Source organism: Amphritea atlantica (assembly GCA_024397875.1).
In the GTDB taxonomy this organism is placed as follows: domain Bacteria; phylum Pseudomonadota; class Gammaproteobacteria; order Pseudomonadales; family Balneatricaceae; genus Amphritea; species Amphritea atlantica_B.
In genome coordinates, this window is record CP073344.1 from 3,095,684 (window position 1) to 3,121,160 (window position 25,477).

The 25,477-nt window shown below is 51.6% G+C and carries 25 protein-coding genes and 1 riboswitch; of the genes, 8 read left to right on the forward strand and 17 right to left on the reverse strand.

Annotated features, from left to right (window positions below):
- Positions 1-46 precede the first annotated feature (46 nt).
- The 9 genes from thiC to radC all read right to left on the reverse strand — a co-directional run bounded on the left by thiC (position 47) and on the right by radC (position 8,576).
- Positions 47-1,927: a phosphomethylpyrimidine synthase ThiC gene (thiC, locus tag KDX31_14255; protein UTW02504.1), complete on the reverse strand. Its 1,881-nt coding sequence runs from the start codon at positions 1,925-1,927 to the stop codon at positions 47-49.
- A 50-nt stretch (positions 1,928-1,977) separates the two neighbouring features.
- Complete coding sequence (gene thiD / locus KDX31_14260) at positions 1,978-2,790, reverse strand: bifunctional hydroxymethylpyrimidine kinase/phosphomethylpyrimidine kinase (protein UTW02505.1); 813 nt, start codon at positions 2,788-2,790, stop codon at positions 1,978-1,980.
- 49 nt (positions 2,791-2,839) lie between these two features.
- A riboswitch (TPP riboswitch) is annotated at positions 2,840-2,949 on the reverse strand.
- A 700-nt stretch (positions 2,950-3,649) separates the two neighbouring features.
- Complete coding sequence (locus KDX31_14265) at positions 3,650-4,690, reverse strand: hypothetical protein (GenBank protein ID UTW02506.1); 1,041 nt, start codon at positions 4,688-4,690, stop codon at positions 3,650-3,652.
- Between the two features lie 40 nt (positions 4,691-4,730).
- A complete protein-coding gene (locus tag KDX31_14270) occupies positions 4,731-5,264 on the reverse strand; it encodes a phosphatase PAP2 family protein (protein ID UTW02507.1) in 534 nt (177 codons plus the stop codon).
- A gap of 211 nt (positions 5,265-5,475) precedes the next feature.
- Complete coding sequence (locus KDX31_14275; protein UTW02508.1) at positions 5,476-6,384, reverse strand: alpha/beta hydrolase; 909 nt, start codon at positions 6,382-6,384, stop codon at positions 5,476-5,478.
- Positions 6,384-7,196: a bifunctional DNA-formamidopyrimidine glycosylase/DNA-(apurinic or apyrimidinic site) lyase gene (gene mutM / locus KDX31_14280; GenBank protein ID UTW02509.1), complete on the reverse strand. Its 813-nt coding sequence runs from the start codon at positions 7,194-7,196 to the stop codon at positions 6,384-6,386. The genes KDX31_14275 and mutM overlap by 1 nt, the downstream gene beginning before the upstream one ends.
- An 89-nt stretch (positions 7,197-7,285) precedes the next feature.
- The gene (gene rpmG, locus KDX31_14285; protein UTW02510.1) at positions 7,286-7,441 is read right to left on the reverse strand and encodes a 50S ribosomal protein L33; all 156 of its coding nucleotides are present in this window, start codon (positions 7,439-7,441) and stop codon (positions 7,286-7,288) included.
- A gap of 11 nt (positions 7,442-7,452) precedes the next feature.
- The gene (gene rpmB, locus KDX31_14290; GenBank protein UTW02511.1) at positions 7,453-7,689 is read right to left on the reverse strand and encodes a 50S ribosomal protein L28; all 237 of its coding nucleotides are present in this window, start codon (positions 7,687-7,689) and stop codon (positions 7,453-7,455) included.
- A gap of 212 nt (positions 7,690-7,901) precedes the next feature.
- A complete protein-coding gene (gene radC, locus KDX31_14295) occupies positions 7,902-8,576 on the reverse strand; it encodes a DNA repair protein RadC (GenBank protein ID UTW02512.1) in 675 nt (224 codons plus the stop codon).
- Positions 8,577-8,742: 166 nt separating this feature from the next.
- Here radC and coaBC point away from each other — a divergent pair, with 166 nt between their 5' ends.
- The 5 genes from coaBC (at position 8,743) to KDX31_14320 (ending at position 13,811) form a co-directional block, all read left to right on the forward strand.
- Positions 8,743-9,966 (forward strand): bifunctional phosphopantothenoylcysteine decarboxylase/phosphopantothenate--cysteine ligase CoaBC, encoded by a 1,224-nt coding sequence (gene coaBC / locus KDX31_14300; GenBank protein ID UTW02513.1) that lies wholly within the window; start codon positions 8,743-8,745, stop codon positions 9,964-9,966.
- 105 nt (positions 9,967-10,071) lie between these two features.
- Complete coding sequence (locus KDX31_14305) at positions 10,072-11,511, forward strand: phosphomannomutase/phosphoglucomutase (protein UTW02514.1); 1,440 nt, start codon at positions 10,072-10,074, stop codon at positions 11,509-11,511.
- The gene (argB, locus tag KDX31_14310; GenBank protein ID UTW02515.1) at positions 11,495-12,409 is read left to right on the forward strand and encodes an acetylglutamate kinase; all 915 of its coding nucleotides are present in this window, start codon (positions 11,495-11,497) and stop codon (positions 12,407-12,409) included. The genes KDX31_14305 and argB overlap by 17 nt, the downstream gene beginning before the upstream one ends.
- The gene (gene slmA / locus KDX31_14315; protein UTW02516.1) at positions 12,409-13,005 is read left to right on the forward strand and encodes a nucleoid occlusion factor SlmA; all 597 of its coding nucleotides are present in this window, start codon (positions 12,409-12,411) and stop codon (positions 13,003-13,005) included. Before argB ends, slmA begins: the two co-directional genes overlap by 1 nt.
- Positions 13,006-13,070: 65 nt before the next feature.
- Positions 13,071-13,811, forward strand: coding sequence for a sulfite exporter TauE/SafE family protein (locus KDX31_14320; GenBank protein ID UTW05401.1), 741 nt, complete (start codon positions 13,071-13,073; stop codon positions 13,809-13,811).
- Here the strand turns inward: KDX31_14320 and KDX31_14325 are convergent.
- From KDX31_14325 to gpmI, 4 genes are read right to left on the reverse strand one after another with little or no spacing between them, the layout of a single operon-like run.
- A complete protein-coding gene (locus KDX31_14325) occupies positions 13,800-14,672 on the reverse strand; it encodes a divergent polysaccharide deacetylase family protein (GenBank protein ID UTW02517.1) in 873 nt (290 codons plus the stop codon). The two genes, KDX31_14320 and KDX31_14325, sit on opposite strands and share 12 nt — an antisense overlap.
- Before the next feature lie 14 nt (positions 14,673-14,686).
- Entirely contained in the window at positions 14,687-16,024 is a 1,338-nt protein-coding gene (locus tag KDX31_14330) for a S41 family peptidase (protein ID UTW02518.1), read from the reverse strand.
- A gap of 53 nt (positions 16,025-16,077) precedes the next feature.
- Complete coding sequence (locus KDX31_14335; protein ID UTW02519.1) at positions 16,078-17,232, reverse strand: peptidoglycan DD-metalloendopeptidase family protein; 1,155 nt, start codon at positions 17,230-17,232, stop codon at positions 16,078-16,080.
- Between the two features lie 35 nt (positions 17,233-17,267).
- Positions 17,268-18,818 carry a 2,3-bisphosphoglycerate-independent phosphoglycerate mutase gene (gene gpmI / locus KDX31_14340; GenBank protein UTW02520.1) on the reverse strand — a complete coding sequence of 517 codons (1,551 nt, stop codon included), beginning with the start codon at positions 18,816-18,818 and terminating at the stop codon, positions 17,268-17,270.
- A gap of 329 nt (positions 18,819-19,147) precedes the next feature.
- Here gpmI and KDX31_14345 point away from each other — a divergent pair, with 329 nt between their 5' ends.
- From KDX31_14345 to secB, 3 genes are read left to right on the forward strand one after another with little or no spacing between them, the layout of a single operon-like run.
- Complete coding sequence (locus KDX31_14345; protein ID UTW02521.1) at positions 19,148-19,561, forward strand: rhodanese-like domain-containing protein; 414 nt, start codon at positions 19,148-19,150, stop codon at positions 19,559-19,561.
- A gap of 2 nt (positions 19,562-19,563) precedes the next feature.
- Positions 19,564-19,818 (forward strand): glutaredoxin 3, encoded by a 255-nt coding sequence (gene grxC, locus KDX31_14350; GenBank protein ID UTW02522.1) that lies wholly within the window; start codon positions 19,564-19,566, stop codon positions 19,816-19,818.
- Positions 19,819-19,844: 26 nt separating this feature from the next.
- Positions 19,845-20,327: a protein-export chaperone SecB gene (secB, locus tag KDX31_14355; GenBank protein UTW02523.1), complete on the forward strand. Its 483-nt coding sequence runs from the start codon at positions 19,845-19,847 to the stop codon at positions 20,325-20,327.
- A 128-nt stretch (positions 20,328-20,455) separates the two neighbouring features.
- Here secB and trmL read toward each other — a convergent pair whose 3' ends face one another.
- The 4 genes from trmL to glnA form a co-directional block, all read right to left on the reverse strand.
- The gene (trmL, locus tag KDX31_14360) at positions 20,456-20,920 is read right to left on the reverse strand and encodes a tRNA (uridine(34)/cytosine(34)/5-carboxymethylaminomethyluridine(34)-2'-O)-methyltransferase TrmL (protein ID UTW02524.1); all 465 of its coding nucleotides are present in this window, start codon (positions 20,918-20,920) and stop codon (positions 20,456-20,458) included.
- Positions 20,921-20,975: 55 nt separating this feature from the next.
- Positions 20,976-22,400, reverse strand: a complete 1,425-nt coding sequence (gene glnG / locus KDX31_14365) for a nitrogen regulation protein NR(I) (GenBank protein ID UTW05402.1) — start codon at positions 22,398-22,400, stop codon at positions 20,976-20,978.
- Positions 22,400-23,464 (reverse strand): nitrogen regulation protein NR(II), encoded by a 1,065-nt coding sequence (gene glnL / locus KDX31_14370; protein ID UTW02525.1) that lies wholly within the window; start codon positions 23,462-23,464, stop codon positions 22,400-22,402. The genes glnG and glnL overlap by 1 nt, the downstream gene beginning before the upstream one ends.
- Positions 23,465-23,740: 276 nt before the next feature.
- Positions 23,741-25,144 carry a glutamate--ammonia ligase gene (gene glnA, locus KDX31_14375; GenBank protein UTW02526.1) on the reverse strand — a complete coding sequence of 468 codons (1,404 nt, stop codon included), beginning with the start codon at positions 25,142-25,144 and terminating at the stop codon, positions 23,741-23,743.
- Positions 25,145-25,477: the final 333 nt, after the last annotated feature.

Sequence of the window (25,477 nt, forward strand, 5' to 3'; positions counted from 1 at the left end):
CATCAGCGGCTTTTTTTATGTTGCAGAACACATGTCCCGTTACAGCTTAGACCTTGTGATAGATCTCCGCGCCGGTCTCTTTGAACTCCTGCGACTTCTCCTTCATCCCCTGCTCTGCCGCCGATTGTATAGATGCAATCTGCGCTTCATCCAGGTCACGCACCTCCTGCGAGATCTTCATTGAGCAGAACTTCGGACCGCACATAGAGCAGAAATGCGCCACTTTTGCCGACTCTTTTGGCAGAGTTTCATCGTGATACGCCCGGGCAGTATCCGGATCCAGACCGATATTAAACTGATCCTCCCAGCGGAATTCAAAGCGCGCTTTCGACATCGCGTTATCACGGATCTGGGCTCCCGGGTGACCTTTGGCCAGATCGGCAGCATGGGCTGCAATCTTGTAAGTAATAATACCGGTCTTTACGTCATCCTTGTTTGGCAATCCCAGATGCTCTTTTGGCGTCACATAGCAGAGCATCGCACAGCCGTACCAACCGATCATCGCTGCACCGATACCGGACGTGATATGGTCGTAACCGGGAGCGATATCCGTCGTCAGCGGCCCAAGAGTATAGAAAGGCGCTTCATGACACTCGGTCAGCTGCTTATCCATATTCTCTTTAATCATATGCATCGGCACATGCCCAGGGCCCTCGATCATCACCTGCACATCGTGCTTCCAGGCGATTTTAGTCAGTTCACCCAGTGTTTCCAGCTCGGAGAACTGAGCTTCATCGTTGGCATCATAAACAGAACCCGGGCGCAGACCATCACCCAGGGAGAAAGACACATCATACGCCTTACAGATCTCACAGATGTCTTCAAAATGGGTGTAGAGGAAGTTTTCCTCATGATGCGCCAGACACCACTTCGCCATGATAGATCCCCCACGGGAGACAATGCCGGTCATCCGTTTAGCGGTCATCGGAACATAGCGCAGCAGCACACCGGCATGTATTGTAAAGTAATCCACGCCCTGCTCTGCCTGCTCGATCAGTGTATCGCGAAACACTTCCCAGCTGAGATCTTCAGCAACACCGTTTACCTTTTCCAGGGCCTGGTAGATCGGCACGGTACCGATAGGGACCGGAGAATTACGCAGAATCCACTCACGGGTCTCATGAATATTCTTACCGGTAGACAGATCCATAATGGTATCGGAGCCCCAGCGGATACCCCAGGTCATCTTCTCCACTTCCTCTTCGATAGAGGAGGTCAGTGCAGAGTTACCGATATTACCGTTAATTTTTACCAGAAAGTTCCGGCCGATAATCATCGGTTCTACTTCAGGGTGATTGATATTGGCAGGGATAATCGCTCGCCCTTCTGCCACTTCCTGACGGACAAACTCAGGCGTAATCTCATCGGGTAGTTGAGCACCAAAACTGTGGCCAGGATGCTGCTGAGCCACAACATTGCCTTCAGCACGTGCTTTAGCCAGCTTCATGTTTTCACGGATGGCGATAAATTCCATCTCCGGCGTCACGATACCCTTGCGGGCATAGTGCAGCTGAGTAACGTTACTCCCTGGCTTTGCTTTCAATGGCTTACGGGTCAGTTCAAAACGCAGGTGATCCAGACGCAGATCCTGCTCCCGGGCACGACCATACTCTGAACTCAGTCCGTCCAGCTGTTCAGTATCATCGCGTTCCTCAATCCAGCCCGCCCGCAGAGGTTCGAGACCCTGACGAACATCGATATTGGTTTCCGGATCGGTGTAAGGCCCGGAAGTATCATATACATAGAGAGGGTCATTCTTTTCCCCCCCCATATCGGTGGGAGTATCAGCCAGTGAGATCTCACGCATCGGCACCCGGATATCCGCACGGGAACCCTCGACATACACCTTGCGGGAGTTAGGAAACGGCTGAACTGAAGCCTCATCAACCTGTGCACTACGACTTAGAACTGTTTGACTATCGGTCATATTATTACCTGCGTCTTGAGTTTTTCTTATAAGGTTCCGACTGAAGCCGGTTACCAATATCGATGAAAGTGATGCACGGGACCATGCCCATGCCCCACATGTAATCGGTCTGCTGCGGATATAGCCGCATAGATATAATCTTTTGCCTGTTGCACCGCCTCCGGCACACTTAAGCCTGCGGCAAGCCCGGCACTGATAGCCGATGCCAGAGTACAACCGGTACCATGAGTATTGCGGGTTTCAACCCTGGGAGAGCAAAAGCGGTAGAACTGATCACCATCGAAGAGCATATCAACCGCATCATCGGTCCCTTCAAGGTGACCACCTTTGAGCAATACGGCTGCCGCACCGAGCGACATCAACTGCTCCGCCATCTTTTCCATCTGATCGAGTGTAGTGGGTTCCGCACAGCCCAGCAGGACTGCCGCTTCAGGAAGGTTAGGCGTAATCAGTGATGCCTGGGGAATAAGCCTGGTTTTCAGCATCTCCACGGCGCTATCCAACAATAAAGCGTCTCCGCTTTTTGCCACCATCACCGGATCAACAACCAGAAAAGCGGGTTTATAATGTGCAAGCCGGTCTGCAACACAGGCGACGGTCTCAGCATCGCCCAGCATACCGATTTTCACCACCGCTACATTAAGGTCCTCAAATACAGCGTTTATCTGCTCAGATATCACAGCTAACGGAACTGAATGGATCGACCTGACCCCGAGCGTATTCTGAGCGGTTATTGCCGTAATCACAGAAGCACCATAAACACCCAATGCGGAAAATGCTTTCAGGTCAGCCTGGATACCCGCGCCACCGCCACTGTCAGAACCTGCGATAGTTAGAGCAATTGGAATATTCTTTTGAGACATCAGTACCAGTCCAGCATTAATGAGCTAAACCGGGTACGACAAAGGCAGTCTTTCGGTTTATCTCGATTTCCTACGCCGGTATTAACCGGATCAGGTTCGCGGGTTATTGGCCTAATCTCACTCCAACTCTCAGCCCAATGGGCACCCCGACAAGATTTGTATAGTTTATGTCCAAGCACCCGACATGTCCATCTTCGGACGGAAAATTGAGCTGAGACCCGTGTTGTTTGACGCACAATCAAAAAATAGGACTTTTTCCTATATCCCCTCGTCTGTAATTCACACATTATGTGCTTCAGGAAGCTTAAACGTTAGGGACTGCACAGCGGAAGGCCCAGACAAGCGGATCAGGAAGCATGGATTGCTGGCAGGATGCCTAGGATTAACTGCAGGGAATAAGGAAGCCATATGAAGAGAGTACTTAAGGGGAACTAAGTGCTCTCTTTTTTTTTGCCCGTTGTTTTAACCACTTAATACCTCATAAAAAAGCACTTCAGATACAGCTGCGCAAAATAGGATTTTTTCCTATAGCAGCATAACAGCTGAAATAGGATACTAATTCTGACGGAACGATGGCCTTCACGGATGAAGGGAACGGCAAGCGGCTGGAGTCTCAGGCGTAGATGATCTTTAGGTGAACACGGAAACAGGGACGTCAGCAGGATGCTGATCATATTTCACCAGGGAAAAGGAATAAGGAACAGATCATCTGGCCAGTCAAAATAAAAGAGAGTGCTCAGAGGAACTGAGCACTCTCTTTTTTTGGTTCAGATTCTGGTTCAAATAGCGCTTCCGCCCCGCACTCTTTAAGTTAAAGCCTGCCTTATAAGTCATGTGCTCATAAGCATCGGATTATCGACTAAGCAATCACCGGCTCCAACAACACATCCCGCCATAACTCCCGGGCCAGCAATTCTGCACTCCGATCACAACCGGAGTGTATCCAGCGAGCCAGCGCCCGTGCAACATCGGGATACGCGACCGGCTCCGGTGAAGGCTGAGCAGCCCAGCGATAAAACTGTCTCTCCTCAAGTTCCGCAAAGACCTCCGCCAACCCCAGATGCTCAAGTACAGCGGCGTTAGATACCTGCTCAGGCTGACCCGTTAGCGGTTTAGTCAGCAACTTTTTCCCCGCCTGTAGCACCTCACTGGCTAAGCCAAAGCCGCAATTGGCAATCACCCCGTCACAACATGCCTGTGCCTGACGAAATCCATCCCGGGACAGCGGCCGCCAAAGAATATGCGCCTCATCTTCAGGGGTATCAATATCGCAATAGACATGAAATTCATAATCATTGAACGGTAACAGCCATTGACGAATCTGCTCACGGTTTTCAAACGGCAGGTAGACCAGAATCATCCCTGGTTCCACCGTAATCGGATAGGGCTGCGCCTCTATCAGGGGTGGCAGTATCGGTCCGTCAAAGTGATGCCAGTGCAAACCGATGCCCTGCTGAACCGGAGCAAAGAAACGTATCATCGGCATCATTACCCGGCCAATGCCCGGACCGGGAAGCGGATATCGGAAAGCATATTGATGAGCAATACCGATGCAAGGCTTTTTCTGTAGTTTCGCTGCCCAGGCCGTCACTGGCTCAAAGTCACTGATGATCAGGTCATAGTCCTGAAGATCCAGCGCTCTGATATCTCTCACTAACTGAATAAGACTGTTCTGAGTCAGGCTGCGCCAGCGATCAATCTTGCCATCGGATACACTAAAGGTCAGCCCACGACGAACCTGATATTCACCAAACGGTTCCATATTAAACAGCTTATCCGGCGACCTACCGCTAAACAGGAAATCGACCTCGATTCCCTCTTCAGCCAGTGCCGGCGCCATCACTCTGGCCCGGGTTATATGACCGTTACCCGTTGCCTGAACGCCATACAGAATTTTCATTACAGATCCCGACTATTGTTAAGCCATTAGAAAAAAGTCATCAGAAAAGCGCGAGCAGATTTAATCCAATGACCGAGGAGATCAGACCTAAAGCAGCCCCGGCAAGGATATCGGTGGGATAGTGCACCCCCAGAAACACGCGGGCCAGGGCGATCAGACACGCCACTGTGTAGGCAGGTAACATTAATGCCGGATAGTAATAGCTGAGCACCGTGGCAAAAACAAAGGCGGCTGCGGCATGTCCTGATGGCAAACTGAACTTATCCGAAGGGGTAATCTGTGGTATCACATCGGCAAAACGGTCGCAGGGACGGTCACGCTTAATCGCTTGTTTAAGAAACATATAAACAGGCAACTCAATGGCAAACACAAATAATCCTGCTAACAGAAAATCAATACCCCGCTCAATTTCAAACCAGGCCACCAGCAGGCCGATAACAAGATAGACTCCGCCATCACCCAGTTTGGAGATCAGACGGCTTATTGTCGGCATCACCGGTAGCCTGCAGGTACCAAAACAGAGGTAGTACAGTGTGACATCAAATGCGACTATGCGTTGCTGCAGTGCGTTCATAGTTCCGGACCAAATGTTTGCTGTTTGGCAACATTTTCCTCCAAAAACTATTACAGAGTGATTAACAACTATTTAAGCTTCGGTGACAGACCTGCAGCAGATAAATGACCGAACCAAGAGCAAAACCAGTAACAGGAAGGCGGGAATTTTGAGCCAAGCCCCTGCCAGACTCAACTCTTAGAGTTAATGCTTATTAAACTACTATTAACATTTAAGTATTGAGCCAGTCAGCAATGATACCCGCCAGCTTAACAGGTGCCGTCAGCGGCATCATATGCCCTTCTCCGGGAACCGTAATCAGCTCAATCGGCTGCACTGCCTCAGATATAACCCGACGGCTATAACCAACCGATAACACCTCATCCTGCTCCCCCTGAACCAGAGCCATCTGGAATGGGTGTTTGCGCTGCATAATCCCGGCCTTGTGGCTAAAAAGGCTGGCCAGTGTTTTAAAGGGATAATCCAGCACCAGCATGGGATCGCTATTGATCAGTTTACCTGCAGGATGCCCCGCCAGTAACTGATCATAGTCCACCATCCAGGAAAGTGGTAACCGCAGCCCCGGAAACAGCATCGCGCTGCCCCAGGTCCACTGCCAGCCAAGCAGGTGAAACAGATCCGGGGGGACTTCTGTAGTTAACAGCGTGCCACAAACAACCTTACTGATCCGCTCATCACTCTCTGCAGCAGCAACCGCCAGCAGAGCACCAATTGAGTAGCCATAGATATAACAGGGGCCATCGAAGCGCTGCTCCAGAGCATCAATCACCTGGGAGATGGTTGCTTGCACCGATTCAACCGTATAGACACCACGCTCGCCTCCAGAGTAGCCATGCCCCGGGGGGTCGATGGCGACCACATTGTAACCCTGCTGCGAAAGCGACCAGAGCATCTCGGCATAGAGTTCGCCATAGGTGCCGATACCCGGGAGGAACATCAGTACCGGAGCATCGACATCATACTCATAAATCTCACAGTGTATTGGCAGCTCACCCACATGAAATGTCTCGCGCTTAGCCAGATAGAACTCACTACCCAGGGCCCGTTGCAGATCTTCCCGGCTTGGGCAGACCTCCCCCCCCGTTGGGGTTGGCTTTAAAAGCGGCTCAAGAATTCCCATTATCGTTGACACTCCGGACAGTAAACAGTGGATCGCTGGCCAAGACGGATCTCTTTCAGCGTAGATTTACAATGATGGCATAATTCACCGCCACGACCGTACACATTCAGTTGTTGCTTGAAATAGCCAGGCTTACCATCACCGCCGACGAAGTCCTTCAGTGTGGTTCCCCCCTGCTCTATGGCCCGGGACAGAACAGCCTTTATCTCATCTACCAGTCGCTTCAGTCTTGCAGCAGAAATATTCCCGGCAGCCCGTTTCGGGTGAATTCCCGCACTGAACAGTGCTTCATTGGCGTAGATATTACCCACACCCACGACAACCTGACTGTTCATAATAAACTGTTTGATCGCCTGTTTACGTCCAGCGCAGCGTTGTTGCAGATAGTCTGCCGTAAAATCACTGCTCAGCGGCTCAGGTCCCAGCGCTTCCAGTAACAGATGCTGCTGCCCGGCAGGCTGCCACAATACCGAGCCAAACCGGCGCGGATCCGTCAACCGCAGCGCCATACCACTGTCGAGAACCAGATCGACATGGTCATGAAAGGCCGCTGGCTGATCAGAGGATACCATATAGAGACTACCAGACATCCCCAGATGGATCATTACCGAACCAGCCGACAGATTGATTAGCAGGTATTTCCCCCTTCGGGTTACCGAACTAATCCGGGACCCCACAACCCATGTAGACAACTGCTCAGGAACCGGCCAGCGCAATTTCGGCTGGCGAACCGTCAGCGCGGTGATCGTTCGCCCCTCAACATGGGGCTCGATGCCCCGACGGGTGGTTTCAACTTCTGGTAATTCTGGCATATTCAGCGGACTTCAGATTAATGGGTTCAGGTCTGAGCAGGCACAAAAAAACCCGGACCAGCCGGGTTTTTTATACTTAGCTCAGATTATTACTTAATCTTAGCTTCTTTGTACATTACATGCTGACGTACAACTGGATCGAATTTCTTCATTTCCAGCTTGTCAGGAGTAGTACGCTTGTTCTTAGTAGTGGTGTAGAAGTGACCAGTACCAGCAGAAGAAACCATCTTGATCTTATCGCGCATAATCGTGCTCCTTAAACTTTAATGCCGTTCTTGCGAACGTCAGCCAGCACAACATCGATGCCTTTCTTATCGATGATACGCATACCCTTGGAAGAAACGCGCAGACGTACAAACTTCTGCTCACTTTCTACCCAGAAACGGTGCCAGTGCAGGTTCGGCAAAAAGCGACGACGTGTACGGTTCAGTGCGTGGGAAACATTGTTTCCTGTTACAGGACGCTTACCTGTAACCATGCAAACTCGAGACATGAAAATTACCTTTTAACTATAGTTTATGTAACCTTCTATCAGATACTTATTGGATCTTAAGCCATTGATCCCAGAATTAAATAGGGTGGCTGCAATATCCTCAGGCGGAGCGTCCAAACCAAAGACAATAACCCGTACCGGTGGATAGAAGAGCGCGCATTGTACAGAAAACAAACGCTAATGGCTATACAGCCACACAATTATATTAACAGTCAAATTAACCCCCTCTCGGCAAGGGATACCGTGACTCCGCTACCGACCACCATGTGGTCCAGCAAGCGGATATCAACCAGACTCAGCGCCTCTTTGATCCGCTGAGTAATATTCTGATCCGCCAGGCTCGGCTCAGCAATACCGGAGGGGTGGTTGTGAGCCAGAATAATTGCCGCGGCATTATGACTCAGCGCCAGCTTAACCACCTCCCGGGGATGAACTGTCGCGCTATCGATTGTCCCCTGAAACAACTCTTCAAAGCAGATCACCCGATGCTGACTATCCAACAGCAAACAGGCGAACACCTCGCGATTGCGGTCACTCAGCTGCAGTTGCAGATAATCTCTCACCAGATCTGGCGAGGTCAGCGCAGAATCCCGCTGCAATTGTTCGGCCTGACAACGCCGACTAATCTCCAGCACCGCCTGAAGCTGAACATACTTCGCCGGTCCCAGCCCTAGCTGCTGACAAAACGCTTGCTGATCCGCTTTAATTAAGGGTCTCAGACCGCCAAAACGTATCAGCAGCTGCCGGGCCAGATCCACGGCACTACTCCCTTTCACGCCGGTACGCAGAAAAATGGCCAAAAGCTCACCATCAGACAGACTCGCAGCCCCCTGACGTAACAACTTCTCCCGGGGGCGCTCTGCCTCCGGCCAGTCCGTAATCGCCATGTTCACATCCCTGTGTTATCTCATTAAAAATCGATTTTCGAAAAGCCTCAATTAACCCGGGTTATTGTAGACCAGCCTCCTGATACTCGCTTCAGGAATGTAACTCAATCCAGGATAGTGGTATCGTATGCCTCCCAAATTACCGCAGAAAATATAGTTACCCGGTATGCAGAGACTGACTAACAGACAGATTGTTTTAGGTATCACTGGCGGCATCGCTGCCTATAAAAGCGCTGAACTCACCCGTTTTCTGAAAAGCGCGGGAGCTGATGTTCAGGTGGTGATGACTCCGGCAGCAACAGAATTTATTACTCCCCTGACCATGCAGGCACTCTCGGGCCATCCGGTACATCTGCACCTGCTCGACCCTGAGGCGGAAGCAGGCATGGGCCATATTGAGCTGGCAAAGTGGGCCGATATGGTTCTGATCGCCCCTGCCAGTGCTGATTTTATGGCACGCTTAGACGGCGGCCAGGGCAATGACCTGCTGAGCACTATCTGCCTGGCAACCGAAGCCCCTATCGTACTGGCACCGGCAATGAATCAGGCGATGTGGCGCGATCAGCAGACACAAACTAATGCCGCCAGCTTAGAGAAAAAAGGCGTACGTCTGCTAGGCCCGGGTGTGGGTGAACAGGCCTGTGGCGACACCGGTCCCGGGCGGATGCTTGAACCTGTTGAGATCGCGCAACAAACCGCAGCACTGTTTGACCGGGGAGCACTGAGTGGTAAACGGGTATTTATCACTGCCGGCCCCACCCGCGAAGCGCTGGATCCGGTACGCTATATCAGCAACCACAGCTCAGGCAAGATGGGTTACGCACTGGCTGAAGCGGCTGTTGACGCCGGTGCCAAGGTCACTCTGATCAGCGGTCCGGTTAACCTCCCGGCACCGCAGCGCTGTGAACGCGTCATGGTGGAAAGCGCCGAACAAATGCTGGCCGCATCGCTGAAACATATCGATGAGTGCGATATTTTTATCGCATCAGCCGCCGTGGCCGATTACCGTCCCGTTGCTGTTGCTGAGCATAAGCTGAAAAAAGGCAACGAAGAGATCATGGAACTGCGGCTGGTTAAGAATCCCGATATCGTTGCCAGCGTTGCGGCGCAACCGCAGAAGCCCTTCACTGTCGGCTTTGCCGCTGAAACCCGGGATGTCATCAGTTATGCACAGGATAAACTGGTCCGCAAAAACCTCGACCTGATTATTGCCAATGATGTATCCCGCAGTGATATCGGTTTCAACAGTGATGATAATGCGGTTACCGTCGTCAGCCACGCTGATGTTCAGCAACTGCCACTGTGCAGCAAACGCCGGCTGGCGGGTAAGCTAATTGAGATCATCGCAGCACACCAGCACAGCAGCGCAGATAAAAAATCTTCTGCGTAAAGAAGTAAACCCGCGCAATGGAGATGAGGCTATTAATAACGATCATGGAGAAACGATTTTGATTCTTCTGCCCGCCATTAATACAACGTCAGGGAAACTGAACCGTTGAATCGACAGGACCTCAATCCAACCATATTCCGCGCCTATGATATCCGTGGCATCTACCCGCACACCCTCAACGCAGACAGCGCCTTCCTGATCGGCCAGGCCATTGGCAGCGAAGCCCGTGACCGGCATCAGCAGACGCTCTGTGTCGGCCATGATGGCCGTCTTTCCAGCCCGGACCTGAGCCGTGCACTGATCCGTGGATTATTACAGAGTGGCGTCGACGTAATTGACCTGGGGATGGTGCCCACACCGGTGCTATATTACGGCACCCATGCGCTGAACACCGGCTCCGGCGTTATGGTCACTGGTAGCCACAATCCGGCTGACTACAACGGTTTTAAGATCATGCTGGGGGGGCATACGCTTTCCGGCGAGGAGATCACCGGGCTACACCAGCGTATCGTCTCCAATCAGCTAAGGGATGGCGCCGGAGCATTGCAATCTCGAGATATCAGCGATGCCTACTTTAAGCGGGTGTTAAAGGACCGCCACCTGCGTCGCCCTTTGAGAGTAGTGGTTGACTGTGGTAACGGCGTCCCCGGCCCCTGGATAGTCAAACTTCTGCAGCGCTTTGGCTGTGAGGTTTCAGCGCTGTATTGCGATGTCGATGGCAACTTCCCTAACCACCATCCGGATCCGGAAAAAGTTGAAAACCTCACAGACCTGATCGCTAAAGTCGGTGAGTTAAACGCGGATATCGGGCTTGCTCTGGATGGTGACGGCGATCGGCTGGCGGTGGTCAGTAATACCGGGGAGTGCATAACACCCGATCAGTTGATCTGTCTGTTTACTCAGGACCTGCTGCAACGCCATCCGGGCGCAGAGATCGTCTACGACGTAAAATGTTCACTCAAGCTCCCTCTGCTGATCGATAAACTGGGCGGTAAAGGCGATATGTGGCGCTGCGGCCACTCCATGATCAAGAACCGGATGCGCCAGACCAAGGCACTGTTCGGCGGCGAATTCAGTGGACATCTGTTTTTCGCAGAACAATGGTATGGCTTTGACGATGGCCTCTATGCCGCGGTAAGACTGCTGCAACTGCTGAGCGACTCAGGCAGACCCGCCGCAGAGCTATTCGGCCAGTTTCCACCACTGCCCTCGACCCCCATGATCAACATAGCGGTGAGCGACGACCAGAAATTTTGTGTCATCGAACAGTTCAGGCAGCAGGATTTTGCCCCGGCCCGGGTCTGCAATGTGGATGGTTTACGGGTAGAATACAGCGACGGCTGGTTCGGCATCAGACCCTCAAACACCACTCCGATGCTGACCCTCAGAATTGAAGCACTCACGGTTGCAGCACTGCAGCGGATCAGCCATCTGCTGGAACAGAAACTGAAACGGGTAATTCCTGACTTGCAAATACCTGAGTTAGCGGTTACAAACTACAAAAACCCTACAGATAGAGACAATAACCATGCCACTGTCACGTAAAGATGCGATGAATACCGCTAACGTGCTAAGCGAAGCACTCCCGTATATCCAGCAATTTGCAGGCAAAACCGTTGTCATCAAATACGGCGGCAACGCGATGATTGATGACAAGCTGAAGGATAGTTTCGCCCGTGATATCGTGATGATGAAACTGATCGGTATTAACCCGATTGTAGTTCACGGTGGTGGTCCACAGATTGGCGAGCTGCTGGAAAAACTGGCCATTGAATCGCACTTTGTTAATGGCATGCGGGTTACCGACTCGAAGACTATGGACGTGGTTGAGATGGTACTGGGCGGCATGGTTAACAAGGATATTGTTGGCCTGATCAACCGAAACGGTGGTAAAGCGATCGGTCTGACCGGCAAAGACGGTATGCTGTTAGGTGCCCGAAAGCTCAAGGTCAAACACAAGTCCCCCGAAATGTCGGTACCCGAGATTATCGATATCGGCCATGTTGGCGAGGTTGATCACGTTAATACCAAAGTTCTTGATATGCTCAGCAACTCTGATTTTATTCCGGTCATTGCACCGATTGGCGTTGGCAGCGACGGTGAGTCATACAACATCAATGCTGACCTGGTTGCAGGAAAAGTGGCCGAAGTACTGCAGGCGGAAAAACTAATCCTGTTAACCAACATCAACGGTTTGCTGGACAAAGAGGGCAACGTACTGACTGGGCTAACCACCGCTCAGGTCGACGCTCTGATTGAAGACGGCACCATCTATGGTGGCATGCTACCCAAAATCGATTGCGCCCTCAGCGCCGTTAAATGTGGCGTTAACAGCGCACATATTATCGATGGCCGGGTAGAACACTCCTGTATCCTGGAACTCTTTACCGATGAGGGTGTAGGTACACTGATCACTAATCAACACCGGAAGGCTCAAGACTGATGGATGCAGATGTAACCGAGAAACCCTCACGGCGTGAACAGATTCTGCAGTCACTGGCGATGATGCTGGAAAGCGATCCCGGCGCACGAATCACTACCGCAGCCCTTGCCAGACATGTTGGTGTATCGGAGGCAGCGCTGTACCGCCACTTCCCCAGCAAAGCACGGATGTTTGAAGGGCTGATCTCATTTATAGAGGACACCATCTTCAGCCGGATCAACTTAATCACCGGTTCCGATGCTAATGCGATGAAACAGTGTGAGCAGATTCTCACCCTGCTACTGGCATTTGTCGAGAAGAACCCCGGGATGGCGCGAATTCTTACCGGAGATGCCCTGTCCGGTGAAACAGACCGGCTGAGACAGCGCATCAATCAGTTTTTTGAGCGCATGGAAACCCAGCTCAAGCAAATTTTGCGTACCGCCGAACAAACCGAAGGACTGCGTACCGAGCTGCCCACAGGCGCGACAGCCAACCTGATGCTGGCCTGCGCAGAGGGGCGAATCCGCCAGTTTGTTCGCAGTGAGTTTAAAGCCCGCCCAACGATAAACTGGGCTGATCAGTGGGGCGTACTTGCTACCGCAGCCAGCCGCTAACCACCGAGCTTCATTACAGCCCGGGACATTCTGAAAACGTGATCATCGAACAACTTAGTCTGGTGATGATTTCGCTGCTGGCCAACGGTCTTTCCGCCATGGCTGGCGGCGGTGCTGGCCTGCTTCAACTACCAGTATTGCTGTTTCTCGGACTGAGCTTCAGCAGCGCACTGGCGACCCATAAAATCGCCAGTGTGGCGCTGGGAATAGGTGCAACCCTGCGCCACCTGCGAGAAAAATCCCTCGACCGACGCTTCTGCCTGTTTATTCTTGCATCTGGCCTTCCCGGAGTGATCACCGGCGGCGTACTGGTATTACAACTGCCGGAAGGCCTGACTATCCTCAGCCTGGGACTGCTCACCACAGGACTCGGCATCTATTCAATCTTCAAAACTCAGTTGGGCATGATCCACCAGCCCCGCAACCGGGACTTTTACGGCATGTGTCTGGGGGGACTGGTGCTCTGCCTGATCGGTATTCTCAACGGATCCCTGACATCAGGAACGGGCCTGTTTGTGACTCTGTGGCTGGTTCGCTGGTTCGGACTGGACTATAAAACAGCGGTCGCCTATGTATTAATTCTGGTCGGTCTTTTCTGGAATGGTTCAGGCGCTATCACCGTTGCCCTGCAACAGCCGCCCCACTGGGAATGGCTGCCAGCACTGATTATCGGCGCTATCATTGGCGCTTATACGGGCACCCATATTGCGCTGATTCGGGGTAACGGCTTAGTAAAGCGGGTATTTGAAGCGCTGACAATCATCGTCGGAATAAAGCTGATTTATGACGCAACGCTACTGCTTTAAGGGGTGACGACTGCCTTGCAGAGCCAGACGATCACGGCAGTGTCCTTCATGCCGGTCACAGTCATGATCCAGCTTGCGCTCAGCAAGCTGAGCTTCAAGCAGACGCCGGGCCTCAGCCTGCTGAAACAGGAATCCACTGGGTGCCACCAGCTGAATGCCCTGCTCACCTATTCGGGGTAAGGCGTCCTTAAGATAACGGATCGTAACAGGGTAAGGGTGACAGATCAGCACGGCAAACCCCTGCTGCTGAGCCAGCTGCAGGCCATGACGAAACTGCTTATCAATAAACGCAGTGGTCTGCTCATGATCCAGAAAAACATCACGCACCAGCCAGGGAATACCCCTTGAATAAGCAGACTTCCAGGCCACCGTCTCGCTGGTTGTCCGACTGTCGAGGAAAAACAGCCCCTGCTCTGCCAGCACTCCCATAACCCAGTCCATTTTCTCTCGCTGGTGAGTTAACAGGCTTCCCATGTGGTTATTCACACCGGTAACATGGGGAACCGAGGCGATATTATCCCGCAGGATATTCTCCAGCTGCGACCGGTTCTGATGCTCAGTTAATGCCCCCGGCCCTAACCTTAAATGCGCAGTATTCGCCATCGGTGCATGCAGCATCACCTCTTTACCCCGGCTGTAAGCCCTTTCAGCAAGCTCAACACTGTGGGGGGTATGAGGCAGAACGGCATAAGCAACCGGGCCTGGCAGGTCAATCGCTGCAATACCTTTCTCCAGACTATTGCCCAGATCATCAACGATGATAATCAGCCGCGCCGGACCTGTTTCAGCCATCACTGGCTGAAACAATGTCAGCAGCACGGTCAGACCCACAGCGTAAAAACCTGCGAGCTTTCCAGTCATAAACGCCGGGGGTATCACTGAGCCTGTGTATCGCTTTGTGACTGTCGCAAAGCCGCAGCTGATTTCACAACAGCGAGCCCTTTGAGCAGATTCAGCGCTTCATACAGCTGAAAATCACTTTCTACCGTCGAAACCGGCGGTTCAGTCGGATCAGACTCGTTTACTTTACCGTTTTCAAGGTGACCGCTGAGGTCACGCTCTTTAATGAAATTTCCAGAATCTTTAAGATTCACATCGGCTTCAGCCACATAGATATCAGGCACAATCCCCTGCGCCTGGATAGAACGGCCAAGCGGAGTATAGTAGCGCGCAGTTGTCAGCTTCAGCGCCCGCTGTTTAGTTAAAGGCAAAATAGTCTGCACTGAGCCTTTACCAAAGCTGTCGACGCCCATAATGACTGCCCGGGCCTGATCCTGAAGCGCTCCGGCAACAATTTCTGAAGCGGAAGCCGAACCCTGATTAATCAGCACAACAATGGGTACACTATTCTCGATCAGCGTATTCTGAGTGGCGTTGTAGCGTAACTCGGAATTGGCGACCCGCCCCTGGGTATAGACGATCAGCCCCTGATCCAGAAATGCATCGCACACCTCTACTGCAGCCCGCAACACGCCTCCCGGGTTATTACGCAGATCCAGCACCACACCCGTCAACTCATTCTCCGCTTTCAGCTTTTCAATTGCCGATTGCAGGTCTTTGCCGGTATTCACCTGAAACTGGGTAATCCGCAAATAACCGATACTGTCATCAAGCATCCGCTGTTTCACACTGGCAACACGAATAATATCGCGCACCACAATAATCTCGAGCGGCTTATCTTCGCCATCACGGACAACGGTCAACAGCAGCTCAGAGCCAGGCTTGCCACGCATCAGTTTCACGGCATCTGCCAGCCCCATCCCCTGAACAGGCTGATCTCCCAGTTTGACAATCAGATCTCCGGCTTTTATACCGGCCCGTTGCGCAGGCGTATCGTCTATCGGTGCGATAACGCGGATAAAGCCATCTTCAAGGCCGACTTCAATACCCAGTCCGCCAAATTCACCACTGGTGTGACTCTGCAGATCAGAAAAAGCGTCCGGTTCCAGATAAGCTGAATGAGGGTCCAGCCCGGTCAACATCCCCCGCACAGCATCTTCAAGCAACTTGGCGTCGTCAACCGGCTCAACGTAGGCGTTTTTAATACGCTCAAAGACTTCAGTAAACAGACGGATCTCTTCCAGCGGAATCGTTTTAACCGCCTCGTTTTCCGGTGTTGCCTCTGCGGCAAACAGAGGGGCTGCCAACCCACTCAGCAGGCAGCCCAGCAACAGAGGTTTAGTCAGGCTGGATAGCTGTTGCTTCAGCGTCATGGTTCATCCTTTTTATACATCTGTTAAATATGAAAACAGCATAACCGCTACAGCTACCTTCTCGCCAGCCATTTAAGCGGATCTGTAGAATTTCCCTTATAGCGTACTGCAAAATAAAGACCCGAGTCGTTACTGCCGCCACTATTGCCAACAGTCGCCAGTTGATCCCCCGCAGAAACCCACTCGCCCACCTCTCTCAAGAGGGACTCATTATGCCCATACAGGCTCATATAACCGCCCCCATGATCCACAATTGTAAGCAGACCATAGCCTCTTAACCAGTCAGCAAACACCACCCGGCCATGGTGGATCGCCCGGACCGGCTGTCCTGCTTTTTGCGCCACCAGTATCCCTTCATAGCGAATACCATCGGTATTGTTGCCGAAGCGCCGACTGATATGCCCTTTTGCCGGCCAGGGCAACTTGCCTTTCAGCTCCCGGAAGGAGCGCTCATCACCACCAATCGAGATCTTTTCAATTGACTCACGAATCTGAGTCAGTAACTTTTCCAGACGCTGCTGATCGGCCTTCATCGATTTCAGTTGCTGACCGCCGTCACTAAGCTTCACCTCGAGCTTACTCAAAACAGTACGGCGCTTCTGACGAACCGACTCCAGATCTTCCGAACGGGCCTTCAGCTGATCGCGACGATCAAAAATATCCTGTTGCGCAGAACGAATCTCCTGCTCTGCCCTGTCCAGCCGTATCAGTCCCTGACGAAATGACTCGAGTCGCTCAGAAAGAGTCTTATTGATCCGGTCGTAATAACGTAGCATACGGGAGACCTGCTCCGGATCACGCTGATTCAGCAATAACTGCAAACGGGGCTGACTGCCAGCTTTATACTGTTGCCGCAGTTGCTGCTCAAGGCCTGCCGCCTGCTGCTGCAACCCGGTCAGCAGTGGCTTTTTCTCCCGCTCCAGCTTACTTAGCCGTTTTTCAGCACCTTTGAGCTGTGCATTCAAACGCAAAATGTTCTGTGCCAGTTCCCCAATACTCTTGTCGGTACGACGCAGATCCTGCTGTACAGAGGAGCGTTCCCCCTCTAATACATCCAGCGTCCGGGTCAGCTTCGTAATCGATTTCCTGAGGCTGGCAATCTCTTTCTCGGTGGCTTTTTCCTGGGCCGCATAAAGCGGCAGCCCCGGTGACAGCAGCAGAGTCGCTACAAGCGTTGCTACAAATGCGGTGCGTAATTTTATCAGCATATACAGAAAGGCCGTTCAATGAACGGCCCGTATCCCTATCCCAGCTCGGCCAGTGAATGGCCGGTCATCTCTGCCGGTTGCTCAAGCCCCATCAGCGCCAGCAGCGTCGGCGCCAGATCACACAGCGCACCATCCTCTAAGTGCAGTTGTGATCTGCGCGGACCGTCATACACCAGCGCCACCGGCCATATCGTATGCGCGGTATGCGCCTGACCGGTTTTCGGATTGACCATCAGTTCAACATTACCATGATCAGCAGTAATCAGTGTTTCCCCCGCCACTTTTTCCATCGCTTCAAGGACCCGGGCGATACACTGATCGATCACCTCGACCGCCTTCACTGCCGCAGCAAAATTACCGGTATGGCCCACCATATCCGGGTTAGCAAAGTTGCACACAATCAGATCAAACTTATTACTGCCGATCGCTTCGACCAGCTTATCGGTAACTTCCGGCGCGCTCATCTCCGGTTTCAGGTCATACGTAGCGACATCTGGAGAGGGCACCAGAATCCGCTCTTCACCGGTATATGGCTGCTCTTCACCGCCGTTAAAGAAGAAGGTTACGTGGGCATACTTTTCGGTTTCCGCAATACGCAGCTGAGTTCGCCCCTGTTTCGCCAGAAAATCCCCCAGACTATTAAACAGCTTAACCGGCGGATAAGCACAGCTGGCGTTAATATCAGAAGCGTACTCAGTCATCATCACATAGTCTGACAGCTTCGGCGTAGCGCTGCGGACAAAGCCGTCAAACCGGGTATCAACAAATGCGCGGGTTATCTCCCGCGAACGATCCGGACGAAAGTTGGCACAGATCACCGTATCAGAATCGCGCACCAAACCTTTAGGCAAACCATCTTCACCAATAATAGTGGTGGCCTGAACAAACTCATCGTTCTCATCACGCTCGTAGGCATTATGCAGGGCATCCAGCGCCGATGTTTCATAGCAGGGAGCCACACCGCTTGTCATCGCATCATACGCCAACTGCACACGATCCCAGCGATTATCCCGATCCATGGCGAAGTAGCGACCGACGATGGTAGCAATAGCACCGCAGCCCAGCTGTGAAAGCTTGGCTTCTGCCGCTTTGATAGAGGCCTCGGCACTGCGTGGAGGCATATCACGGCCATCCAGTATACCGTGCAGATAAACCTGCTTCGCACCGCGGTTAACGGCCATCTCCAACAGGGCGAAAAGATGCTCTTCGTGACTATGAACACCACCCGGCGATAACAACCCGGTAACATGCACCGCGCCGCCGGCAGCGATCGCTTTATCGATTGCGGCCGTCAACACCTCATTTTCAAACAGCACCCCGTCCTCAATCGCTTTACTGATTCGGGTAAAATTCTGATACACCACCCGGCCGGCGCCGATATTCATATGCCCGACTTCTGAATTCCCCATCTGCCCTTCCGGCAATCCGACCGCCAAACCAGACGTTGCTATCCGGCTGTGAGGTGCACTGGCCATCAAGCGATCCCAGGTTGGTGTATTAGCGGCGGCTATTGCACTGGATTCGGTCGGTTCCACGCCGAAGCCATCAAGAATAATTAATGCTTTTGGGGATCGCTGTTCAGTCATAGAGGTCTTTTCACTCAGAGTTATTTTTAGTGCAGAGCTGTCAGGTTAAGCTGCTTTTCAGCATGAACTCAATGGCCGGGTATTTTACTCAGAAAACGCTGCAATGGCTAATTATCGCAAGATTACTGACGCAGGCACCCTGAGAAGAATGTCTGTCAGATCAGTTATCCCCGACATTGAGCATTTTTCCTCCGCATTTCCCCCCTCCACCTGTTACCTGTTTCGATTTGGCAAGGTATACTTAGCGGCTTTAAAAACTACCACCTTTAAAAACTATCACCGCGATCCGCAATTAATTCAGCGATTTCGCAACTGGCCGGATACAGAGAATGGAACAACTGCTCGAATTCATCACTAATAATATTATGCTGGTAACAGCCTGGGGCCTGACCCTGGCAATGCTACTGTGGACCCAACAGAGTAAAGCAGGAAAGTCCGTAGGCACCCATGAAGCCACCCGACTGATCAATAAAGACAACGCCGTCATTCTGGATATCCGCCCTAAGAAAGAGTTTATTACCGGCCATATCACCGATGCTATTCATATCCCTGTGGTCGAACTGGATAAGCGCATTGCAGAGCTGGACAAACATAAACAAAAGCCGATCATCGTCGTCTGCAACATCGGTCAGACGGCCGGCACGGTAAGTAAAAAGCTGAAAAGTGCCGGCTTTGAAAATGTTGTACGCCTCTCAGGTGGCATGACCGAGTGGAAAGCCCAGAGCCTTCCGGTCATTAAATAGCCATGAGTCTGATCACCATTTACAGCAATAACTGGTGCCCTTTTTGCCGCCGCGCCAAGATGCTACTGGATCATAAAAGCGTCAGCTACAACGAGATAAACATTGAAGCACAACCGGACGCCCGCCAGGAGATGACTCAGCGTAGCGGCCGGACATCGGTGCCTCAGATTTTCATCAATGAACTTCATGTCGGCGGATGTGACGACCTGTTTGCCCTGGAACAGCAGGGTAAACTTGATTCGTTGCTGGCCGGTTAACTCATTTTTTACAGGAAAATAAGACCATGGCAGAGAACGACCAGAACACCCAGGAACAGCAGGCTCCGCAGTTTGCTATTCAGCGCGTATATCTGAAAGATGCCTCTTTTGAAGCACCAAATTCGCCTAAGGTATTCACTAAACAGTGGCAGCCAGAGATCAATCTGGATATGAATACGGCAACATCTACGCTGGATAACGGCGTATTTGAAGTGGTTCTCACCCTGACAGTGACCGCTAAGAACGACAGCGACACCGCTTTTCTGGTTGAGGTACAACAAGCGGGTATCTTTACAGTTACCGGCCTTGCTGAAGCTGAACTGCATCACACTCTGGGCGCATTCTGTCCTAGCATTCTGTTCCCATACGCACGGGAAGCGATTGATAACATGGTCAACAAAGGCAGCTTCCCCGCCCTGATGCTGTCACCTGTTAACTTCGATGCGCTGTATGCTCAGCAGATGCAGCAACAGGCTCAGGCTGCTACGGAAGAAACGCCACAGCACTAAGCGCCTGTATCTATTCGAAAATCCGGTAGCAGTGCTGTTATCGGATTTTTTTATGCCTGTGAGGTGATACTGTCGCGCATAGATAATCACACGCGGCGCTGTGATTGCCAAAAACTGCCTCTAAAATTTCAGCTATTGCCACCAAAATCCAACTGACGCCAGGCTTCATAAACCATGACTGCCACCGTATTGGACAGATTCAGACTGCGACTATCAGCATTCATCGGCAACCGAAGACGCTGCTCAGCGGGCAGACGCTCAAGCACCTCCGCTGGCAACCCGCGGGTTTCCGGACCGAACAGCAGCACATCTCCGGCGGAAAAAGTCACTTGTGAATAGTTCTGACTCCCTTTTGTTGTCAACGCCCACACTTTGCCCGACCCCAGCTCAGACAGACAACTATCCAGATCGGCATAACGTTTTACCTGTGCAAACTCATGGTAATCAAGACCGGCGCGACGCAACTTTTTGTCATCGAAGTCAAAGCCCAGCGGTTCAATCAGGTGTAATTGGAACCCGGTATTGGCACACAGGCGAATAATATTTCCGGTATTAGGCGGTATTTCCGGCTGATAAAGCACGACATGAAGCATAAAAAAATCCCTGGCTCTCAATGAGGCAGGGATTATAGCTGAAACTATCGGATGATTAATCCTCTACTGATTCAGGGACATCATCCATTCCCAGCTCTTTAATCTTCCGGGTCAGTGTATTTCGCCCCCAACCCAGCAGCAGCGAAGCATCCCGGCGCCGACCGGCGGTTTGCTTCAGCGCGGCTTCTATCATGATTTTTTCGAATGCCGGGACCGCCGAATCCAGAATAGATGTCGACCCCTGCTGCAACTGCTTCTCGGCCCAGTTTCGTAACGCTTTCTCCCAGTTGGAGGTCACCACCTGCTCATCACCGGTCTGATCCAGCAACTCAGGAGGCAGATCACCCACCAATACCTCACGCCCGGACGCCATAACGGTCAGCCAGCGACAGGTATTTTCTAACTGACGCACATTACCCGGCCAGGGCAGCGTACTGAGAAACTTCTCGGTATCAGGGTGCAGCAGTTTTGATTCAACACTCAACTCTTCAGCTGAGCTTTGGAGAAAATGACGGGTCAATTTTGGAATATCTTCACGTCGTTCTGCCAGTTTCGGAATATGAATACGGATAACGTTCAGACGGTGGAAAAGGTCTTCACGAAAGCGCCCTTCCTGAACCAGCTTTTCAAGGTCCTGATGGGTGGCCGCGATAATCCGCACATCCACCTTAACAGAGGTGTGTCCGCCGACCCGGTAGAATTCGCCTTCAGCCAGCACACGCAACAAACGGGTCTGGGTATCTGCAGGCATATCACCAATTTCATCGAGGAACAGCGTTCCGCCATCAGCCTGTTCGAAACGTCCCGGGCGGGCAGACGCCGCGCCGGTAAAAGCTCCTTTCTCATGACCAAACAGCTCTGACTCAATCAGATCCTTGGGAATAGCGGCCATATTCAGAGGAATAAATGGCTTTGATGAACGTGGACTGTGCTGATGCAGGGCATTGGCAACCAGCTCTTTACCGGTTCCGGATTCACCATTGATCAATACGGTTATATTGGACTGAGACAAACGTCCGATCGCCCGGAAAACCTCCTGCATGGCAGGTGCTTCACCGATGATTTCAGTCTGCGCTTCCGGCTCCTCGCCCCGCTGCTGCTGTTGTTCACGGGAGTGCTCCACCGCTCGCATAACCAGCGCAGCAGCCTCATCAATATCAAACGGCTTGGGCAGATATTCAAATGCCCCTCCTTTATATGAGGCGACAGCACTGTCTAGATCTGAATGCGCCGTCATTATGATAATAGGAAGCTCAGGATGTTCCGCATTGACCCGCTCAAGCAGCTCCAGCCCATTAATACCCGGCATCCGGATATCACTGACAACAACATCCGGCACCTCCCGCTGAAGTTGCTGTAACATGTTATCGCCACTTTCAAACAGTGTGACTCTGACCCCTTCACTGGAGAGGGCTTTATCCATCACCCAGCGAATCGAACGGTCATCATCTACAATCCATACAGATGCAGCCTTAGTCATCATTGTTGCTCCAGAGGTATTAATAGTTGAAAACAGGTCTCACCAGGGACACTGCGGCACTCAATCAGCCCATGGTGTTGCGCCAGTACAGATTGAGCAATTGACAATCCCAGACCCGTTCCGCTGGCTCTGCCACTCACCATCGGATAGAAAATTTTCTGCAGAAGCTCTTCCGGAATACCTGGCCCGTTATCGATTATTTCGACACAGCAAACCAGCCGGTGCATCTCTGCCCCAAGCGTCAGGTTACGAATCACCCGGGTACGCAACAGGATACGTGGCGCTTCAGTGTCCGACTCCTGCAACGCCTGCATACTGTTGCGAACAATATTCAGTACCGCCTGAATCAACTGCTCCCGGTCACCCATAAACTCTGGCAGACTGGGATCATAGTCTCGCTTAATATGAATCTGACCACCGACCTCAGCAATCACCAGACTACTCACATGCTCAAGGATGGAATGGATATTAACCTCCTCCAGCCGGGGCATTTTATGGGGCCCTAACATTCGGTCTACCAGATTTCTCAGCCGATCAGCCTCTTCAATAATCACCCGGGTATAATCATGCAAAGATTCATCGGGAAGTTCGCGTTCGAGTAACTGCGCAGCCCCCCGCAATCCTCCCAGGGGATTTTTGATTTCATGGGCCAGCCCTCTGACCAGTGAGATTACGGTTTCATGATTACTCAACAACTCCTCCTCACGGGAGATCCGGATCAGGCGATCCCGCGGAGTCAGCTCAATCAGTACCAAAGGGCCATATTTCTGCGGCATTGGATTAACACTGTAATCGATCGTGATCTCATGTCCGATCAGGGTTGTCAGTTTCGCTTCCCGCTTGGTAAATGGATGACCTTTATCCAGCGCGCCTTTCAGCGCTTCCCGGTCATCGTCCACCAGAAACCAGTCATGAAAAGGCAGTTGACACAGACGCCGGGCGCTCGCCTCCAGTAACATTTCTGCCGAGGGGTTCATATACACCAGCTGCAACTGCCCATCGACCAACAGAGCTGCCGTCGACAGGTTATCTAATATGTGTTTATGCAGATCGGGTGTTTTCATCTTTGATGCTTTGCCTCAGAAACGGACCATGACTGCGTTCGACTCAACACAGACGGTTATTGTAAAGATGGTAGCAAAAAGCAAACCAACTCAGTGCACAGAAAGAAATGAGTACAGATTAGTTAATCTACGGGCGTTCTGACCTGAGTTACCTCATCTGACTCACCTATAGAATAGCACCTGACGCACCACATTAGTGCGACAAAATAAAGCAACCAATTGCCAGGCAAAAAAAAACCTCCGTTTAGGAGGTTTTTTCCAGTTAATCCTTATGGATTAAACAGAGTAATACAGATCAAACTCAACCGGGTGAGTTGTCTGGCTCACTTTCAGACACTCTTCCTTCTTCAGCTCGATATAAGCATCGATCATGTCGTCGGTGAATACACCACCGGCAGTCAGGAACTCACGATCATTATCCAGAGCATCCAGAGCTTCTTCCAGAGAAGCCGCTACGGTCGGGATAGCCAGAGCTTCTTCAGCTGGCAGGTCATACAGATCCTTATCTGCAGGATCGCCAGGGTGAATCTTGTTCTGAATACCATCAAGACCCGCCATCATAAGTGCAGCAAAGCACAGGTATGGGTTAGCCGATGGATCAGGGAAGCGAGTCTCAATGCGGTATGCCTTAGGATTGGTCACATAAGGGATACGGATAGAAGCAGAACGGTTACGGGCAGAGTATGCCAGCATAACAGGCGCCTCGAAACCAGGCACCAGACGCTTATAAGCGTTAGTAGACGCATTTGTCAGCGCGTTCAGGGCTTTAGCGTGCTTAATGATGCCGCCAATATAGAACAGTGCAGCCTCACTCAGACCCGCATAAGCATCGCCATGGAAAATGTTAACGCCATCTTTAGACAGAGACTGGTGAACGTGCATACCTGAACCGTTATCGCCAACCAGAGGCTTAGGCATAAAGGTCGCCGTTTTACCATATGCGTGGGCAACGTTATGAACACAGTACTTCAGGATCTGAACTTCGTCAGCCTTAGCTGTCAGAGTATTTGGACCCACACCGATCTCACACTGACCAGCAGTCGCTACCTCGTGGTGATGCACTTCGATGGTCAGACCCATCGCTGACATTGCATCACACATAGCCGCACGCAGATCATGCAGGGAATCAACCGGAGGAACCGGGAAGTAACCACCTTTAACACGTGGACGGTGACCCGTGTTACCACCCTCATAGCTGTTGTTAGTCGACCATGAAGCTTCTTCAGAACCGATTGTATAACCGCAGCCACTGATATCAGCATGCCATTTAACTTCATCAAATACGAAGAACTCTGGCTCAGGACCAAAAATAGCGGTGTCTGCAATACCGGTAGACTTCAGGTAAGCCTCAGCACGCTTGGCAACAGAACGTGGATCACGCTCATAACCCTGACCGGTGGTAGGTTCAACGATATTACAGCGAACGATGATCGTTGAATCTTCTGCGAATGGGTCTATTACAGAAGCAGAATCGTCTGGCTGCAGAATCATGTCAGACTCGTTAATACCCTTCCAGCCTGCGATGGATGAACCATCGAACATTTTGCCGTCCTCGAAGAAGTCTTCACTCACTTCGGTTACCGGGATAGTAACGTGCTGCTCTTTACCGTGGGTATCGGTGAAACGCATATCAACCCACTTAACATCATGCTCTTTGATCAGATTCAGAGTCTCTGACATTTGACTTTCTCCACTAGATTATATTGTCAGACGCCCAACCGATTAAAAACGACCGTATTACACAGCCTAACCCGTCAGGTTTGTTTCGCCTTTAAGCAGCAAGGGGTATGCCAGTTTCCTCAGGCCCCGAAAGCACGCGACGTAAAGCGCTTCTGATCGAATTTGAAACAATTTAAACTCTGCAACATGAACCAAAATAGAGCAAATAGACAAATAATGAACCAAAATAGTGCGCGGCACGTTTTTCCGATTTACCTTAATCCTCACTGCCTCAAAAAGGTGCCATCATATTACTCCAACATATAGTACTTATCCTCTAAAACAGATCAACAA